Source organism: Paenibacillus sp. FSL R7-0331 (assembly GCF_000758645.1).
GTDB classification, from domain to species: Bacteria; Bacillota; Bacilli; order Paenibacillales; family Paenibacillaceae; genus Paenibacillus_AQ; species Paenibacillus_AQ camerounensis.
Genome location: NZ_CP009284.1, coordinates 5,166,387 through 5,180,726, shown reverse-complemented (window position 1 = coordinate 5,180,726; position 14,340 = coordinate 5,166,387). Strand labels below are relative to the sequence as shown.

Sequence of the window (14,340 nt, the reverse complement as noted above, 5' to 3'; positions counted from 1 at the left end):
TAGAATAGATGAGAGGATGTGTGAGGTTATTATGGCAACAATTATTGATGTAGGAAGCAGTACAGCCTCAACAGGCAGCCAGACGATATCGATTCCGATTCTTGCACCGGGAGCCAATCTGATCCTGGCAGAGTTCGGGCTGTCAACGGTTACCGGCGGATCGGTTCTGTTAAACGCCAGCATCGGGTTCCAGACTACTTTGGGTATACCGAGTGTCGTATTCACCCTGTACCGGGACGGCCAGCCTATTTATAATGTGGGAGCAAGCGGACTTGCTCTGCTGGCAATTCAGCCTATAGCGATGTCATTTCTGGACAGAAGCGTACCGGCAGGTTATCATGCGTACTCTTTAGGGGTGGCTAACAACAGTTTGAACATTCTGCTGAATGCGGCTAGTGTGACTGGGCCGGTAACGTATTCGGGTGTATCCATAGGCTAATAATACACAGCCCGTGTATTTACATTCCGGCAGATGCTTGTTATGATCAGAGGTATCAAAAGAGCTTACCCAAAGCGATTAAAGGATGCATGACTCCTTTAGTCGCTTTTTTGTTTGTGGGCTTTGTAATGTAACTGGAGGCGTATGTTATGAAAAAAAGAGTGTATGAGCTGTTCATGCTGCTTGTTGGGGCGTTTTTGTTTGCGCTCGCAGTCAACGTATTTATTATCCCTAATGATTTTGGCGAGGGAGGGGTGACCGGAGTATCGATCATTCTTTTTTATCTGCTGCAATGGTCACCTGCTCTTGTGGGCTTCACACTCAATGGAATCCTGCTAATTATCGGCTACAAGCTGCTGGATAAGAAAACGATTATTTATACCGTCATTACTGTAGCTTTTAATTCGCTGTTCCTGTATCTGACCGAGAGCTGGAGTATTAATTCCAGTGAGCCGGTAATTAATGCTATCTTTGCCGGTCTGCTCGCCGGCGGCGGGATCGGATTAATCATCCGGGTTGGCGGTACAACTGCAGGAACGACGATTCTGGCCCGGCTGGCCAATAAGTACTGGGACTGGAATATCAGCTACGCGCTGCTGTTCTTTGATCTGATTGTTGCCGGACTGTCTGTTTTTGTTATCGGAATCGAGAAGGTGATGTTCACTTTCGTCATCCTCTTTATCGGAACGAAGGCGATGGAGTTCATTATTGAAGGGGTGAATCCCAAAAAAGCAGTTACCATCATTTCGGCAGAGCATGAGCGTATTGCAGCCAAGGTTACTGAGCTAATGGACCGCGGCGTAACGGTGCTGCGGGGTTACGGTTACTACACCGGCGAGGACAAAAATGTACTGTATATTGCCATCAGCAAACAGGAAGTATCCATGCTCAAAAAAATTGTGCGCGCTGAAGACAAAAATGCCTTTGTTACGATCCATGATGTGCGCGATGTGTTCGGTGAAGGCTTTATTGATATTTCCAAATAAAAAATCCGGGCCAAAAGACATTGCCGTTTCACCCAGTCAGCAGCAGGCAAATCACATATGCTATGGTGTACTCAATCATGAAGGAGGAATTGGAAATGGGTTGTTATGGTGAAAATGTAGGTCCAGTTGGCGGAGCGAACTGCGGATACGGCAGTCCTTTTACTTCTACTGCTGCAATTCTGGTATTGTTCATTCTGCTGGTTATCATCACTAAGGCTTTCTGGGTATAGTTGTACGGATAGAATGTGGCCCTGCCGACGGCAGGGCTTTTTTTGTGGCAGATTGACGGGACAAACAGGAGATTTACCACAAAATTAAAGAATTATTAGGATTAGCGGTTCGGCGGCAGCCTTCTATGGGTAACTCCCTCTTTGTAGGTCTGAGATGAATCCGGACAAGAGAGGAGGGCGACCCTGTGTTTTTTGACCAAGCGCCCTATGACATTAAACTGGACTGGGGCCAAAGAGGGGCGAGGGCTGCAGCGGAGCGCGGAGACATCATTATTATCGTTGATGTACTGAGCTTCTCGTCCACTGTTGTAACGGCAGTCCAGCACAAGGCTAACATTTATCCGTATCCGCCGCCGGCCAATGAACAGGCAAAAGCCTACGCTAAGGAGCTGGGTGCAGAGATAATCCGCGGACGGGCGGAAGCTGTAAGAACAGGGGGCCATTCGTTGTCTCCGCTGACCTTCAGCTCTGCTGATTATGAACGCGACTTTGTCCTGTGCTCCATGAACGGTGCGGCCTGCACATGGATTGCAGCACAGGCGCCTGCGCTGCTGGTCGGCTGTCTGCTGAATGCATCAGCTGTCGCCGAAACGGCCAACCGGCTTAGGCTTGAGCTGAGGGCGGCGATTACGGTAGTTCCCTGCGGTGAGAAATGGCCTGATGTGATCGGTTCCGAGAATAATCTTCGTCCCGGCATTGAGGATTACCTGGGCGCAGGACTCATCCTCTCTAAGCTGACAGGTAGTAAATCTGCGGAGGCGGAGGTCTGCATCGGTGCTCTGCGGTCTTCGGGGCAGCGAATCCGGGAGCTGATCTGGGAGTGTACCAGCGCCCGCGAGCTGCGCGGCCGCGGATTCGAAGCAGATGTAACCTATTGCTGTCAGGTGGATATCAGCTATGCTGTTCCGGTAATGCAGCATAACCGGTTCATTAATATACTGCCTGGCTTAACAGCAGAATTAAACGGACAAGCTGCGGCTCCAAAAAAAAATTAAAATTTCAGCCGGACTTCAGCAGAATTTCATAATGCATTAAGCTAAGGCAGGTATAGTAATGACATACCCCCCTTATTCATAGATTTGGACCCTGCCGGACGCCGGCGGGGTCATTTTTTGTTCAACAAAGTATTCATACCTCAGGCTCCTGCAGCAGAATCGAAAAGGTTTCGGTCTCGTGGTCCACTTCAATGGCCGCGATGCCGACGAAATCGGGAATTTCAGGATGCACCGCATCTACGCTGTATTCCGGATGAGATAGTAATAAGCGGATAACTTGAATAGCTTCCATATCGCTCCCCCTCTAAGGACTTATGAGGGTATTGTCCCCGCGGAAGTTAACGAATATGTCTCTGGATGAATTTTCTCTCTTCGCTCCGCTCCATCACAGCCATCAGCTGACCCTGGAAGATCCGCCTCTGAATCTGATCGATTCGCTGCACGGCCAGCTCCTCAGGTACCTGGAACGTAGAGGCGATATGATATACGGCATCTTCCCGCAGTTCAGGCAAGGGTCTGGCGGAGATCATGGAGTAGGGCATAGCAGCGTAGAGAATAAAGCGTTCGGATTCGTCCTGCTGCGCCTGAGTGAAATGTCCGGGCATTAGAATACGGCTGTCGGCATGGCGGAGCAGATGGCAGAGCTCATGAAGAAATTCAAGGCGCTGCAGCTCGGGCGGCAGCCGGTTGTCCAGGAACATGGTATACATGCCCGCTGAGGCCTCTACGCTTTTGCTGCGCACATCCAGATAATGAATCCAGATATTGAGGCGTTCGGCTATGTAAGCAATGGAAATATCGGACGGGCGTTTTACCTGCAGACGCTGATATAAATCCTCGGTCCAGCTCTCAAGAGCAGTCATCTGGTAATAGGATTGCATATTATCACCTCTAGATAAGATCGTATGTTCGTATTTATGAGTAAAAGAAAAGCCCGAAGGGCTGAGGAGAACCGGCATCATACCAGAACTTGTGTTCTTATGTATCTAAGAATAAAACAATTAAACCTGAATATCAAGTGTTTTTCCAAGATTCGGATGCGGGCTCTGCTGAAGCATCTGGGCGATATTCTGCGCCTGAATTTCAGCGGCATTCTTGGCAATGCTCATAACCTGCAGGCCTACAGCCTGCTTAAGTGATGCCTGGCCCATCACAACAGATAATGCGGCTATGTCCACTATGCACCTCCTGAGGGATTTCGATAGCTGATAATGTATCCGGATATGATCTGCCGCTTCATTCCAGGTTTATCTGCATTCCTACAATATATCGACACCATGGAGCCGTATTATTAATCTGCAGGGGAACACATATGTTTGCCGATTGGCCCAAACTGCCGGGATAGCTGCCACATATTCTGTGCTGTGAGTATCAATTATTCAGAGGAGGAATTACAAATGGGTGCAGATTACGGTTGCGGATGCGGAAACAATGTTGGAGGAGTGAATCAGGGTCCTCCGGTTATGCCGGTTGTAAGCCCGTGGATGACATCGACCAATGCGATTCTGGTTCTGTTCATTCTGCTGGTTATTATTACAAAAGCCTGTCTATTCTAACATTGCTTCATTAAACAGCAGCTCCTCCGGTATAAGCCCCGGCGGAGCTGCTGCCTCTTCTGCTTATTTGAACATGAACTCCACCCGTGTTCCGTCGGCGTAGCCTTCGAGCTGGTTGCCTACCCAGCTGCCGGCGCCGCGGTTATCACCGGGTGTTATGTACTCAATGTCGGCCCCGGCACCGCCCTCGGCACACATCGCCATCGGCCACTCATCACGGTCATAGCCTTTTTTGGTCGGGACCCCTTTGAGGGATTCCTTACGGTTCTCTTCCGCATCCTCCCGGCTGATCGTGCAGATGGCGGACTCGCCGTTTCTGATTGCCTCCTGGATATGTCCGGCCGTTTCAGGATAGCGGTCTGAAGGAAAGACAAGCTGTACTACCTCACCGCTGCCGGCTGGCGTTGTGGTGACAGACGGGCTGGTCTCTTCGAACAAGTAGGCTGCCAGGGCAAGCAGGATGATGATGATAAGACTGGGGAATAATTTCTTTTTTTTCACAAGCTCCTCCTGATTATGTTGTATTCTTGATGCTTCGGCCTAATCAGTATAGCTTATAATTAGCAGATTTTAGTATACTAGATAAAGAAAAAGTCCGGAATGATCAGGAGGAACAGCAGATGAAATCTGAAATTTCGATTGAAGACGAGACACTGGTTGCTGCTGCACAGGAGATTATCAAAAAGCGCTACGAGTGGGAACGGCATCATGTAAGTGCGGCACTGCGCACAAGGACCGGGGAGATTTTTACAGCGGTTCATCTGGAAGCCAGCCTGTCCAGGGTGACGGTATGTGCGGAGGCGATGGTCATCGGAAAAGCCATTTCGGAAGGCTACAAGGAATTTGACACCATTGTTGCAGTAAGACACCCGGACCCGGACAGTGAGGACAATGAGATTAGGGTAGTATCGCCCTGCGGGATGTGCCGGGAGCTGATTGCTGATTATGCCAAGGATTGCAAGGTCATTATCCCTGAGAATGAGGGTCTGGCCAAAACGGATATACTGGATCTGCTGCCTATGCGTTATGTTAGATAACCGGGATAATGAATTCAGATTGCTATACATAAGCTCACAAGAGTACAGCTGGCCATGTTGAGAAGATTTTATTTAAAATTTAAATAATATATTTGGTATCCCGCCATCCGCCGCTTCCCCGTACCAGTTGTCCCCATACAATGGTACAAAAAAGGGATGGTGGAACAAATGGAACAGCGTATACTCCGGGATATGCTCGATTGGGCATCGCGGCTGGTTAACGATGCTGCCTGGCAGACCGGCTTCCGCGCCCTGCTGAGGACTCCTGCGGACGATAAGCTGGCGCTTCCGGCGCTTAATCTGCTTAACAGGCTGTATACCCTTCAGGGTAAAGGGATCATCAGCGGGATACATGACTATCTGGAAAGTGCAGATGAATTCAGCAACAAGCTTAAAAATACAAGCGGCCAATATGCCGGGCTTCACGGCTATGAGCTGGGGGCGATCGGCAGCCAGACGGAGTCGCTTATAGCCAATCAGCGGCAGTGGGTAACGGACAGCGCCATCCGCTGGCATAAAGCCGGCGGGATTGTCACAATGAGCTATCACGCCAGTCTGCCGGGGACTGCTCCGGCCTGGTCGAACGTCTCCATGAATCTCAGCGAGGCTGATTTTGCCAAATACATTACACCAGGAACACCACAGTATGCAGCACTGCTGGCGGATCTCGACAAGACGGCTATTTCTCTCAAAAAGCTGAATGACGCAGGTGTCCCTGTACTCTGGAGACCGTATCATGAGATGAACGGAGGCTGGTTCTGGTGGGGGCAGAAGAGCCGCTTCACCGAGCTGTGGAACCTCATGTTCGATCGCTACACCGTGTACCACGGGCTGCATAACCTGCTCTGGGTGTGGAGTCCGAATGCGCAGAACCAGTGGAGCCAGGAGCCGGCCAGGTATTATCCCGGAGCCGGCAGGGTCGATGTGCTGGCGCTCGATATTTATGACGGTGATTTCAAGGACAGCCATCATGACGGGCTATGGGATCTGGGGCGCGGCAAGCTGATCGCCATCGGTGAGAACGCGAAGCTGCCTTCTGCAGCGGTACTGGCCAAATCACAAAATAAATGGTCCTACCAGCTCACCTGGGCGAAGCTGCTGTATGAGCAGAACACGGAGCCGGTGATTAAGGCTTTTATGAATGACAGCTTTGTTATTACAAGGGATGAGTATAAAGCCTTGGCCGCCGAAGGGGAGCAGGCGCATCCTCCGGGAATCAAGGGTGAATATTTCAACAATATGGCGCTGAGCGGAGCTCCGGCACTGGTCCGGACAGATTCCATGATTGACTTTACGTGGAGACAGGGCAGTCCTGACCCGTTAATTAATGCTGATCTATTCTCGGTACGCTGGAGCGGCAGGCTTAAGGCTGAATTCAGCGAGACCTATAATTTCTACACTTATTCGGACGACGGCATACGGGTGTGGGTTGACGGGGTACTGGTAATCGACAGCTGGGTTAAGCAGAGCGGTACAGAGCGCAAGGGCAGTATACAGCTGATTCAAGGCAAGCTGCATGAGCTGAAGGTAGAGTATTATGAGAACCAGGGGGATGCCAAGGCTATCCTGATGTGGGAGAGCCACAGCCGGCCTAGAGAGGTTATACCACCCGGAGCATACGTGCTGGCTTAGCCGGCGATATTTGCAGGAGATCTCCAAATTTTTGGGGATCTTTTTTGCAATGAAGGCGCTTAAAATTTGAAATATGGGTGTTTCGAGCTTTTTTTACATTAATTTCATTTGCGCTTTACAAAACCCGCCATTATTCTGTTAAGTGGAGGGATTTGAACAGATGAAAAAAACCTTATACACAATTGTACTAATGATGGTAATGATCCTCAGCGCCTGCAGCAATAACAGCTCTGCGCCAGCCTCAGAAGAGGAGGTGCAGGAGACCGTACTGAACTTCTATAACGAGATGTCGAAGTTTGACGAAATGGGCAGATCCTCGCTTGAGAATTTCAATACGACCCTCACTTCGTATTCTACGGGAGCGGCTACAGATAAAGAGCTTGAGCAAGCCCTTGATTCGTTCCAGGATACCGCATCCGATATTGCCGGCCGGGTTAATGATGTGAAGATATCCAAGAGCCTGCCGGAAGACGTCGAGACATTGCTGAGAGATGCAGTGATTGCTTTCCAGAGCGCTTATTCCATTAAAGAGAAGGCTTCGCAGAGTGCGGCTTCCCCTGAGGTGACTGCTGACGAATTCAATGCTATGAACCAGCAGGCAGATGTGGCGATGCTGTACGGTATTTCCAAGGTAAATCAGGCAAGAGTGGCTGTAGGGCTGCTGGAAGAAGACAGCGCGGCTGAGACAGAGCTGGGGAGCGTTCCCGGAACTGTGGTCAGTACAGAAGCAGATGAGATTGGCGGGAATGCAGCCAAAACTCCTGTAAATAGCGGAACCGAATCCGGCAATTCCGCAGACTGAGATTAGCTTTGCTCAAGGTTATTATTTGAGGCGCTGTACAGCCTGGCTGTGCGCGCCTTTTGCTTGCGGTCTGTCTGCACATCAATTGATGTCCGGTTGACTGAAGCCGGCTGCTGTTATTTTTTTCTTCTTGCTTACGGGAGAGTCTGCTAATATAATACGAATACAAACATATGTTCGTGTGATTGGGATGTTGATGTGCGACTATAACTTGAGGAGGAGCGGCTATGGGCAAACAGCTGGAGGAAGGATCGCAGGAAGGCAGCCGGATAATGCTGAAGGATCAGGTACAGGAACCCCGCAGGGATGAGCGTGATATGCCGGGCATAGGCGTACAGGCTGCGCAGCATAAGCTGAAGGAGATTGAGCAGACGCTGGCTGTGTCACTAAGGAATCATAAGCGGGTAACTGTGGTGCTGCACGGTCCGGCTGAGGTTAGACAGATCAGCGGATTTGTCACCTCCATTCATACCCACTCGCGTGAAATTAAGCTGCAGTGGGCAGAGGAATGGAAATGGATTCAGGTGGATGACATTGAGGATGCCTACATTCTATAAGCAGCAGCGTAACAATACGGCCCGGATCAGCGCAGCAGGTTAATTAGCTGCCGGTTCTTCCGTCTTCTCATACGCAATCAGTGTGACTGCGCCCTTGCCTGTGATCCGGGCGAGGTCTGCCTCGGCCTGCCGGATGATCTCGACTGCGTCCTCTTGGCCGCTTAGTGCGGCTACCTTATAAAGATCACTGTGAATTTCCATGGATACATACCACCTTTCGCTCAAGTCAGTTCGTGTTATCTAATGTGGCCTATTTTGCAGAAAAGCATCCGGTTCTGATGTAGATGCAGCGAAGCTTAGGGCCAAGGAGCGGGAAGAACAGATTGTCTCGGGGCTTTTCGGAGGCAATTGATTTACTGATTGTGCGCGGGATCATCATCCTGCTGATTGTTGTATGGGGATGGCTGGCCTGGCATAGCTGTTTAGTATAGGAGTGGAGAGGGCCCTGGTATCCGGGGTCTTTTGTCTTCTAATGAGGCTTACGGGCGTTACGCATACTCTTGTTAGGCAAACCGTACAAGCAAAGCAGATGGAGCAGGCATCTACTGTATCAGGGGGTGAGGAAAATGCTGACATTAGATCAGGTGAAGAGTAAGTCGGCAGGCTGGCTGGGAAATCTTCATCCGGTTATATTGGCCGGAGCCAGTGCTCTGATCCAGCGCAGCTATGCCAAGGGTATCCCGATCGTCATCACCCAGGGCATGCGGACGATTGCCGAGCAAAATGCTCTCTATGCGCAAGGCCGCACGAAGCCGGGAAATATCGTAACGAACGCAAGGGGAGGCACCAGTTATCACAACTATGGTCTGGCGATTGATTTTGCCCTGCTGCTGCCGGACGGCAAAAATGTCTCCTGGGACATCTCCCGGGACGGGAATAAAGATAAAATTGCTGACTGGCAGCAGGTGGCACAGGAGGCCAAGAAGCTCGGTTTTGCCTGGGGCGGGGACTGGACCTCCTTCAAGGATTATTCCCATCTGGAGATGACCTTCGGGCTGACCACCGAGCAGCTGCGGGCAGGCCGGCAGCCGACAGTACAGCAGGTAAAGGATGCGCTGGCTGTCATTAACGGTACGGCTCCCGGAGCGCACCAGGCGGTCATGGTCACACTGAATGGTGTCCAGATTACCAGCGGTATGCTGGAGAACGGCACAACCTATGCGCCGGTGCGTGCGGTTGCTGAAGCGCTTGGTGCAAGTGTCACTTATGATGCTGCGAGCAGGACAGTGAAGCTTGTCAGGGAATAAGAACCACCTGTATAGATGATGCGCCTCATGGGGAAATTATCAGCGAAAGACAATTATCCTCAAAGGGGGCACATCACTTGAATAAGCTGGTCACGAGCCTTGCCTGCGGTACATTGTTATCCATGAGTCTTATGGGATCCGGTTATGCAGCCAACGCTGCTGGCACCGGTGGAGGAATGGGAGCGTCCATCCCGGACACCGGCAGAACCGGAATGCAGACTGAACGTATCCGTGAAACCAACGGTACCACAGGCACTCATATGCTGAATGGAACGGGTAACCGGATGATGAACCAGACCGGCAACACGATGAACCGCAATGGCGATACGCTGATGAACAGAGTAGAGCAGAGCGGTGATAAAATGATGAACAACGCCACCGGCACTATGCGTAAAGGCGGTAACATGGTGAACAACGCGGTCCGGGGCAATGACAACAGCTCCGTCTCCCCGCTGTCCACCAGCACCGAAACCGGCAGATACCGCGCCACCAGCACAACTACCAGCGCCACTGACAACGACAGAGGCTCCAACTGGGGCTGGCTCGGTCTGCTCGGCCTGCTGGGTCTGGCGGGTATGCGCAGCCGCAGCGGAGAGCGGGAACGCCACTAGCAGGTAACCTGCTGCCGTTGAGGCAGTTGGGGTGCTTGTGAATGACATGTCGCTGGACGACGGGTGTTACGGAGTTAAGGATGTTAGGGGTGTTCCGCCCTTCGGGCGGGTATAAGGGTGGGTCAGGGGTAGTGATGCCCCTGACTTTTGTTTGTTGGGTGCCTTTGATTTTCGCTTCCAACTCCCGATGGGGACTCCATTCCAACTGCCTTTGAATTAGCTCGTATTGTGCAGATGCGGGGATTAAAAGTAACTTTGCTCTTTAGTGTGCTGTTCGTTTAGAGTTACGACATCACTGAATCTGTATAGTGGAAAATGTTACGCTCTAGGACAAGCTCAGCCTATTTGGACTGGCATATAGTCTTGTCTTATGTAACTAAAAAATATTTGTGATTTTGATTGCGTATCCAATAGATACGTGATATGATATTTCTTGTCGCGTTACAACGCACATTATATGCCGGGGTGGCGGAACAGGCAGACGCACAGGACTTAAAATCCTGCGAAGGGTGACCTTCGTACGGGTTCGACCCCCGTCCTCGGCACTACAAAAAAGAGAGCTCATCTTAAAGGATGAGCTCTCTTTTTTTGCATGAAAATTTGACAAACAGAAAGTCGGATTTTTTGGGAGCATATAAGGTAATGAAAGTGTATTGTAAACTAATTTTGAATGCATAGAAATAAAGTGAAAGATTAATTTATAAGGGAATAAAGATATGGAGATTACCGGGATTAACTTGAAGTATGGAGATAATCTGGACTTGCTTTATTTTAAAATTGACTTGGTGATGGAGTGATATAGAACAATGTTTTAAATATTTCTATATACTTTTGCCAGGATCTCATAAACTTGCTTTGCTTGGGGTCTTTTGTTTGGATCTAGATGAAGAAGCGTAATAATCATTTCTAAGATTGGTGTGGTTAATTGAACTGAGATGTCTTCTTGTTGTAAACATTTGCTGAATATTTGGTGTAAGGTTACACCAAGTGCATATAGGTCTTCTGGAAGTCTTGATTTGTTTAAAGGGTATTCCCTCCATTCTGGGGGTGCAAAACCTGGTGATCCCCAAGGTGTTTCATCAGGATTATCTATATTACATGCGCCTTCAAAATCTAAAGGCCTTAATAAATCATTATAATCTATAATTAGATTCATTGGCTTACAATCTCTCCAGACCCATCCACAGCTATGAATTTTATCGATTATTGATGTTAGCTGTAATCCATAGTTTAAAGCGTTCTTGAAAGAAATCCCTTTATTTATTAATGAGTTTAAATTTTCACCCTCGATGTATTCCATTACAACATAATAATTATTCTGGTAGATAAAAGATGAGAATATTTTTGGTACATCTATTCCATTTTCATTTAAACACTTTATGATCATTTCTTCATGTTTTAATCTAGAATATCCATCTGAGGAATCCCAGTTCGTCTCACCATTACTTCTACCTTCTTTTAGAATACAACGTCTAGTAGGTTTAACACTGAGATCAATTGAAGAATAAACCCCTCCTTTACCTCTTTGAGTGATAGCCTCATAAGCAAAAATGGTTTTTCCAAGAGGCATATCTTCTCCCGATGATTGAGTAGTATTTGCATGACTTATATTTGAAAAGGGATTGTTAAGCCAACTTGGAGCAGCAGAACCTGATGATCGAAGATCAGGAACTAGGTTGCCAAATAGATCACGAACAGCTGGAGTAACTGTCCCTCTGTAGTTCATATTAATTAATTTAAAGGCGCCATATCTATAATAAACGCAACTATTTTCTTTAAATCTTAAGTCAAAAGGGATTATTGGTGCATTTAAGTTAGTAGTCATATTATGTAACATTTCAGTAATATATAAAGCCTCTTCATTAGATCGTGGATAAACTGTTATGAATTTTCCAATTTGACTAAATCCATAATAAAGTCCGCTATTAATTTTGCCTAATTCATATAATGAAATAGGAGCTTTATAGAGCACTTCTAACTTTGATAAGAAAGGAGCAACACACTTAAGTACTTGCGAAGCGTTAATTATAGTCGAAGAGATATGAACTTTCCATCCTTGTTCTGGATCATCAGAGTTCATATAACGATTACTCCTCCAAATAGAATTTGGATGCATAATAGGCAAGAATTTCATGCAATCATATTCCCATTGGTGTAGAAGCCTTACTGGCAACGAATTGTTCTTCATAGTATCCTCCATGATTTTATTTTGAATGAGATAAGGGGAATAGATTCCCCTTATCACTAGCTCTTATTAGAGCAGTGGTGGCGAAATTAAACTTTTTACTCAAGGACAAGGGGTTGACAAGGTGGGAATTAAACCTGTATAAGCACCAGCGAAACCAGCAGCAGGAGCAGGAACTGTATAAGCACCAGCGAAACCAGCAGCAGCAGCAGGAGCAGGAACTGTATAAGCACCTGCAAAACCAGCAGGAGCAGGAACTGTATAAGCACCTGCAAAACCAGCAGGAGCAAGAACTGCATAATTACCGGCGAAACCAGCAGGAACAGGAACTGTATAAGTATAAGCACCGGCGAAACCAGCAGGAGCAGGAACTGCATAATTACCGGCGAAACCAGCAAGAGCAGGAACTGTATAAGTCCCACCAGGGGACTTTGGTTGTAGGTTCGCTAATTCAGTAGCATTAGTTGCTAAAGATTCAAGAAATTCCAATTGTCTTAATAAACTCTCGCCAAATTCTTTATCGGTTAAGCACTTGCTAATTATTTCTTTTAATTCCATATGTAAGTCTCCTCCTTTTAATGTTTATATAATTCATCTTAAATTACAAAAAAATACATGTTCGAAAGTTAATTCAACATTATTTTTTATTTTTATTGGATAAAGCGCAAACCAATTGCAGGTTGTAGTAGATTTGCCAGTTCTGTCTTTTTGATAGGCAATAATGATGATGGTTGTATTGGCCATAATAAACTTCCCCTGTGGTGTGCTGCAAACTATTGTCAATGATAGGAGTAGATGTTCTCAATTTTTCTCTCTAAATAATATCTTGGTTCTTTCCGTATTCTTTTATGAAACGTTTCCAAATTAACTATTGAAACGTTTCCACTTTGGTGCTATTATAATTTTCAGAAGAGGTCGGAGGTGTTAAATGACAAGCATTAAAGATGTAGCCAACTTAGCCGGCGTTGCTGTAGGTACCGTGTCCAGAGTCATTAACAACTCTGGCGCCGTCAAACCCAAGACACGCCAAAAGGTAGAAGAAGCCATTCAGGAACTGAATTATTTCCCGAATGAAGTGGCCCGGAATTTTAAAATGCAGAAATCCAAGATGGTCGCCTTATTGCTGCCAAGTATCTGGAATCCCTTCTTTTCTGAGCTGGCGTATTACATTGAGGATGAGCTGGACCGGGAAGGCTATAAGCTGATGCTGTGCAACAGCGGCGGCAAACCGGAAAAGGAGCTGTATTATCTCGATATGCTGCGGCAGAACAAGGTGGCTGGAATTGTTGGCATAACTTACAACGATATCGAGAATAATGTGAGCAATGACATTCCGATTGTAAGCATTGACCGGCATTTTAATAAGAAGATCACCTGCGTCACTTCGGATAATTATGAGGGAGGCCGTCTGGCCTTAAGAGAGCTTGTGAAAGCGGGAGCCAGGAAGCCGGCTTTTATGGGGAGTGTCACCTCTGTGTTCAGTGAGACCATGAACCGGAGAGAGGGTTTTATCCATGAAGCGCAGGTGTTGGGCGTAGATTATGTAATCTACGAGAAGCCGGACCCCATCGTGGACAACCATGCCTTTATTAACGAATTCCTGCAGAAACACGGCGATGCAGACGGCATTTTTGCCATTACTGATATGCTTGCCGCCAGTTATATAGATCAGGCCAGCAAGCAGGGGATCCGGGTTCCTGAGGATGTGAAGGTCATCGGTTATGACGGCATTCAGGACAGTCCCTATTTTCACCCTATACTGTCTACCATCAGGCAGCCGGTGGAAGAAATGGCACGCACGACGATCAGACTGCTGTATGACAAGATCGAAGGCATTCCGCTGGAGAAGCAGGTGTACCGTATACCCGTTGTATTCAGGCAAGGCGAGACTACATGATCTCGTGCAGAGCAGAGAAACATCAGCTTATCCGAAAGGATGCACCGACTGGCGTTTTTCTTTTCTAAATTGGAAACGTTTCAAGTTGGAGAATATATTTTTTATCCTAAGTTGGAAACGTTTCAAAACGACTGTATTTTACATTGAAAGGGAGTATAAGAGTGAA

Annotated in this window: 20 protein-coding genes and 1 tRNA gene; 13 read left to right on the top strand and 8 right to left on the bottom strand. The window is 47.8% G+C overall.

The features are described from left to right. Positions 1-31 precede the first annotated feature (31 nt). The 4 genes from R70331_RS22310 to R70331_RS22300 all read left to right on the top strand — a co-directional run bounded on the left by R70331_RS22310 (position 32) and on the right by R70331_RS22300 (position 2,650). On the top strand, positions 32-439 hold the full coding sequence (locus R70331_RS22310; RefSeq protein ID WP_042179227.1) for a hypothetical protein: 408 nt from the start codon (positions 32-34) through the stop codon (positions 437-439). 149 nt (positions 440-588) lie between these two features. Further along, the gene (locus R70331_RS22305; protein ID WP_042179225.1) at positions 589-1,425 is read left to right on the top strand and encodes a YitT family protein; all 837 of its coding nucleotides are present in this window, start codon (positions 589-591) and stop codon (positions 1,423-1,425) included. A 95-nt stretch (positions 1,426-1,520) separates the two neighbouring features. After that, positions 1,521-1,655 carry a hypothetical protein gene (locus R70331_RS32355; RefSeq protein ID WP_139172006.1) on the top strand — a complete coding sequence of 45 codons (135 nt, stop codon included), beginning with the start codon at positions 1,521-1,523 and terminating at the stop codon, positions 1,653-1,655. A gap of 185 nt (positions 1,656-1,840) precedes the next feature. Then, positions 1,841-2,650: a 2-phosphosulfolactate phosphatase gene (locus tag R70331_RS22300; RefSeq protein ID WP_042179223.1), complete on the top strand. Its 810-nt coding sequence runs from the start codon at positions 1,841-1,843 to the stop codon at positions 2,648-2,650. 133 nt (positions 2,651-2,783) lie between these two features. On the opposite strand, the gene R70331_RS31665 is transcribed toward R70331_RS22300, so the two are convergent. From R70331_RS31665 to R70331_RS31225, 3 genes are all read right to left on the bottom strand, one after another. Then, entirely contained in the window at positions 2,784-2,942 is a 159-nt protein-coding gene (locus R70331_RS31665; protein ID WP_156131175.1) for a hypothetical protein, read from the bottom strand. A 46-nt stretch (positions 2,943-2,988) separates the two neighbouring features. Beyond that, positions 2,989-3,531: an ImmA/IrrE family metallo-endopeptidase gene (locus tag R70331_RS22295; RefSeq protein ID WP_042179221.1), complete on the bottom strand. Its 543-nt coding sequence runs from the start codon at positions 3,529-3,531 to the stop codon at positions 2,989-2,991. Positions 3,532-3,651: 120 nt separating this feature from the next. Further along, positions 3,652-3,828, bottom strand: a complete 177-nt coding sequence (locus tag R70331_RS31225; protein ID WP_081947715.1) for a YjfB family protein — start codon at positions 3,826-3,828, stop codon at positions 3,652-3,654. 219 nt (positions 3,829-4,047) lie between these two features. Here R70331_RS31225 and R70331_RS31660 point away from each other — a divergent pair, with 219 nt between their 5' ends. Continuing rightward, positions 4,048-4,206 carry a hypothetical protein gene (locus R70331_RS31660; RefSeq protein WP_156131174.1) on the top strand — a complete coding sequence of 53 codons (159 nt, stop codon included), beginning with the start codon at positions 4,048-4,050 and terminating at the stop codon, positions 4,204-4,206. A 63-nt stretch (positions 4,207-4,269) separates the two neighbouring features. On the opposite strand, the gene R70331_RS22290 is transcribed toward R70331_RS31660, so the two are convergent. After that, positions 4,270-4,707: a NucA/NucB deoxyribonuclease domain-containing protein gene (locus R70331_RS22290; RefSeq protein WP_081947714.1), complete on the bottom strand. Its 438-nt coding sequence runs from the start codon at positions 4,705-4,707 to the stop codon at positions 4,270-4,272. Between the two features lie 119 nt (positions 4,708-4,826). Between R70331_RS22290 and R70331_RS22285 the strand changes: the two genes are divergently transcribed. From R70331_RS22285 to R70331_RS22270, 4 genes are all read left to right on the top strand, one after another. Then, the gene (locus tag R70331_RS22285) at positions 4,827-5,243 is read left to right on the top strand and encodes a cytidine deaminase (protein WP_042179215.1); all 417 of its coding nucleotides are present in this window, start codon (positions 4,827-4,829) and stop codon (positions 5,241-5,243) included. Positions 5,244-5,411: 168 nt separating this feature from the next. Beyond that, positions 5,412-6,875 (top strand): glycosyl hydrolase, encoded by a 1,464-nt coding sequence (locus R70331_RS22280; protein WP_042179212.1) that lies wholly within the window; start codon positions 5,412-5,414, stop codon positions 6,873-6,875. Between the two features lie 160 nt (positions 6,876-7,035). Then, positions 7,036-7,677, top strand: a complete 642-nt coding sequence (locus R70331_RS22275; RefSeq protein WP_042179210.1) for a hypothetical protein — start codon at positions 7,036-7,038, stop codon at positions 7,675-7,677. A 227-nt stretch (positions 7,678-7,904) separates the two neighbouring features. Further along, on the top strand, positions 7,905-8,234 hold the full coding sequence (locus R70331_RS22270) for a YolD-like family protein (protein ID WP_042179207.1): 330 nt from the start codon (positions 7,905-7,907) through the stop codon (positions 8,232-8,234). Between the two features lie 39 nt (positions 8,235-8,273). On the opposite strand, the gene R70331_RS31925 is transcribed toward R70331_RS22270, so the two are convergent. Beyond that, positions 8,274-8,435, bottom strand: a complete 162-nt coding sequence (locus R70331_RS31925; RefSeq protein WP_197071358.1) for a hypothetical protein — start codon at positions 8,433-8,435, stop codon at positions 8,274-8,276. A gap of 365 nt (positions 8,436-8,800) precedes the next feature. Here R70331_RS31925 and R70331_RS22265 point away from each other — a divergent pair, with 365 nt between their 5' ends. The 3 genes from R70331_RS22265 (at position 8,801) to R70331_RS22255 (ending at position 10,637) form a co-directional block, all read left to right on the top strand. Then, entirely contained in the window at positions 8,801-9,481 is a 681-nt protein-coding gene (locus R70331_RS22265) for a M15 family metallopeptidase (protein WP_042179204.1), read from the top strand. Between the two features lie 77 nt (positions 9,482-9,558). After that, positions 9,559-10,092: a WGxxGxxG family protein gene (locus tag R70331_RS32180; RefSeq protein ID WP_052419169.1), complete on the top strand. Its 534-nt coding sequence runs from the start codon at positions 9,559-9,561 to the stop codon at positions 10,090-10,092. Between the two features lie 459 nt (positions 10,093-10,551). Then, positions 10,552-10,637: transfer RNA gene (locus tag R70331_RS22255), tRNA-Leu, on the top strand. Positions 10,638-10,903: 266 nt separating this feature from the next. Here the strand turns inward: R70331_RS22255 and R70331_RS22250 are convergent. The 3 genes from R70331_RS22250 to R70331_RS31650 form a co-directional block, all read right to left on the bottom strand. Further along, positions 10,904-12,208, bottom strand: a complete 1,305-nt coding sequence (locus R70331_RS22250; RefSeq protein ID WP_442950592.1) for a class III lanthionine synthetase LanKC N-terminal domain-containing protein — start codon at positions 12,206-12,208, stop codon at positions 10,904-10,906. Between the two features lie 171 nt (positions 12,209-12,379). Next, a complete protein-coding gene (locus R70331_RS31655; RefSeq protein WP_156131172.1) occupies positions 12,380-12,835 on the bottom strand; it encodes a hypothetical protein in 456 nt (151 codons plus the stop codon). Between the two features lie 33 nt (positions 12,836-12,868). Continuing rightward, on the bottom strand, positions 12,869-13,021 hold the full coding sequence (locus R70331_RS31650) for a hypothetical protein (protein ID WP_156131171.1): 153 nt from the start codon (positions 13,019-13,021) through the stop codon (positions 12,869-12,871). Between the two features lie 184 nt (positions 13,022-13,205). On the opposite strand from R70331_RS31650, the gene R70331_RS22240 reads away from it, so the two are divergent. Next, positions 13,206-14,174 (top strand): LacI family DNA-binding transcriptional regulator, encoded by a 969-nt coding sequence (locus tag R70331_RS22240; RefSeq protein WP_042179197.1) that lies wholly within the window; start codon positions 13,206-13,208, stop codon positions 14,172-14,174. Positions 14,175-14,340 lie beyond the last annotated feature (166 nt).

What these genes read in the sequence shown, in the direction of transcription:
- R70331_RS22310 (WP_042179227.1), top strand. Translation starts at nt 32, where the DNA reads ATGGCAACAATTATTGATGTAGGAAGCAGTACAGCCTCAACAGGCAGC.
- R70331_RS22285 (WP_042179215.1), top strand. Translation starts at nt 4,827, where the DNA reads ATGAAATCTGAAATTTCGATTGAAGACGAGACACTGGTTGCTGCTGCA.
- R70331_RS31660 (WP_156131174.1), top strand. Translation starts at nt 4,048, where the DNA reads ATGGGTGCAGATTACGGTTGCGGATGCGGAAACAATGTTGGAGGAGTG.
- R70331_RS22250 (WP_442950592.1), bottom strand. Translation starts at nt 12,208, where the DNA reads ATGCATCCAAATTCTATTTGGAGGAGTAATCGTTATATGAACTCTGAT.
- R70331_RS22270 (WP_042179207.1), top strand. Translation starts at nt 7,905, where the DNA reads ATGGGCAAACAGCTGGAGGAAGGATCGCAGGAAGGCAGCCGGATAATG.
- R70331_RS22265 (WP_042179204.1), top strand. Translation starts at nt 8,801, where the DNA reads ATGCTGACATTAGATCAGGTGAAGAGTAAGTCGGCAGGCTGGCTGGGA.
- R70331_RS31650 (WP_156131171.1), bottom strand. Translation starts at nt 13,021, where the DNA reads ATGGCCAATACAACCATCATCATTATTGCCTATCAAAAAGACAGAACT.
- R70331_RS31925 (WP_197071358.1), bottom strand. Translation starts at nt 8,435, where the DNA reads ATGGAAATTCACAGTGATCTTTATAAGGTAGCCGCACTAAGCGGCCAA.
- R70331_RS22240 (WP_042179197.1), top strand. Translation starts at nt 13,206, where the DNA reads ATGACAAGCATTAAAGATGTAGCCAACTTAGCCGGCGTTGCTGTAGGT.
- R70331_RS31655 (WP_156131172.1), bottom strand. Translation starts at nt 12,835, where the DNA reads ATGGAATTAAAAGAAATAATTAGCAAGTGCTTAACCGATAAAGAATTT.
- R70331_RS22305 (WP_042179225.1), top strand. Translation starts at nt 589, where the DNA reads ATGAAAAAAAGAGTGTATGAGCTGTTCATGCTGCTTGTTGGGGCGTTT.
- R70331_RS22275 (WP_042179210.1), top strand. Translation starts at nt 7,036, where the DNA reads ATGAAAAAAACCTTATACACAATTGTACTAATGATGGTAATGATCCTC.
- R70331_RS31665 (WP_156131175.1), bottom strand. Translation starts at nt 2,942, where the DNA reads ATGGAAGCTATTCAAGTTATCCGCTTATTACTATCTCATCCGGAATAC.
- R70331_RS22280 (WP_042179212.1), top strand. Translation starts at nt 5,412, where the DNA reads ATGGAACAGCGTATACTCCGGGATATGCTCGATTGGGCATCGCGGCTG.
- R70331_RS22295 (WP_042179221.1), bottom strand. Translation starts at nt 3,531, where the DNA reads ATGCAATCCTATTACCAGATGACTGCTCTTGAGAGCTGGACCGAGGAT.
- R70331_RS32355 (WP_139172006.1), top strand. Translation starts at nt 1,521, where the DNA reads ATGGGTTGTTATGGTGAAAATGTAGGTCCAGTTGGCGGAGCGAACTGC.